General features: G+C 59.4%; 2 protein-coding genes. Both read left to right on the forward strand.

What is annotated here, in order from left to right; translation table 11 throughout:
- Nucleotides 1-75: 75 nt before the first annotated feature.
- Nucleotides 76-549: a hypothetical protein gene (locus tag AC3WJP_RS29070; protein WP_493724602.1), complete on the forward strand. Its 474-nt coding sequence runs from the start codon at nt 76-78 to the stop codon at nt 547-549.
- 69 nt (nt 550-618) lie between these two features.
- Nucleotides 619-906, forward strand: coding sequence for a PA4642 family protein (locus tag AC3WJP_RS29075; protein ID WP_493724601.1), 288 nt, complete (start codon nt 619-621; stop codon nt 904-906).
- Nucleotides 907-923: the final 17 nt, after the last annotated feature.

Here is a 923-nt window from a genome sequence, read left to right on the forward strand (position 1 = left end):
GGGTTGCCAATTGCCCGCGCATTGGCAGGCTTCATCACCGTGCTAAAGTGCAGGCCTGCCGATCTGGAGCCTGCCATGCGCCTTACCGTTGCCGCCCTCGCTGTTCTCGTCAGCCTGCCCCTGGCTGCTGCCCCGCTGCATTCCCAGTACCTGCCCCCGGATGACCAGTCGTTGCGCGAGGGCGAGCCCGAGCAACAGCAGCTGTTGCAGGTGACTGAATACTCCATCGTCGCCGGCAACGAACGGTTGTCCAATCAGCAACCGATCCCGGTAACGGCGCCGCTGTTCCTGCGCTTGAAGGGCAAGTCCCTGACCAAGACGGCGACCCTCAATCAAGTGCTGATCACCTTCGACGGCGAAAGCAAAAGCCTGAAAAAGCCGGCCTTCGATGACGACGGCAAGACCCTCACCCTCAACTACCCGTTATCGATGTACCGCAGCCTGGTCGACATGCTGCGCAACGAAACCGTGTATGTGCAGTTCCTCACCTATGCCAATGGCCATATCTGGGCCGACCTGCATACCGTTGGCGGGCAACGCGCGCGTTGAGTGTGGATGGCGCCGGGGTATAAACTGCGTGCCCCGTGAAATGACCGTGACAGCAAGTTGGAGTCGGCAATGCGTAAAGACAAGAAACAAGTGATCGGTGACGAGATTGGCGATGGGCAAATCAAGCTGTTTCTGGATTTCGAACCCGTCGATGCCACTTCGCCTTCGTTGCACAAGCTGATCAAGGCGTACCGCGGCCTGCGGGTGGATGATTTCGAGCGTTTTCTGGTGTTTTTCCGCGAGGCCGGTCTCGACCTGGACGGCAAGGACGAGCACGGCAAGACCTTCGTCGAGCTGATCAAGGATCAGCGCAACGCGCCGGAATATATCGAGTTGATCGACAAAGCCCGCGGCTGAAGACCGCTCGCGGTCCA

The sequence above is a fragment of the Pseudomonas sp. GW821-FHT01A09 genome (genome assembly GCF_058986725.1).

Excerpts from the sequence above, each read along its gene's own strand:
- AC3WJP_RS29070 (WP_493724602.1), top strand. The coding sequence starts at position 76 with ATGCGCCTTACCGTTGCCGCCCTCGCTGTTCTCGTCAGCCTGCCCCTG.
- AC3WJP_RS29075 (WP_493724601.1), top strand. The coding sequence starts at position 619 with ATGCGTAAAGACAAGAAACAAGTGATCGGTGACGAGATTGGCGATGGG.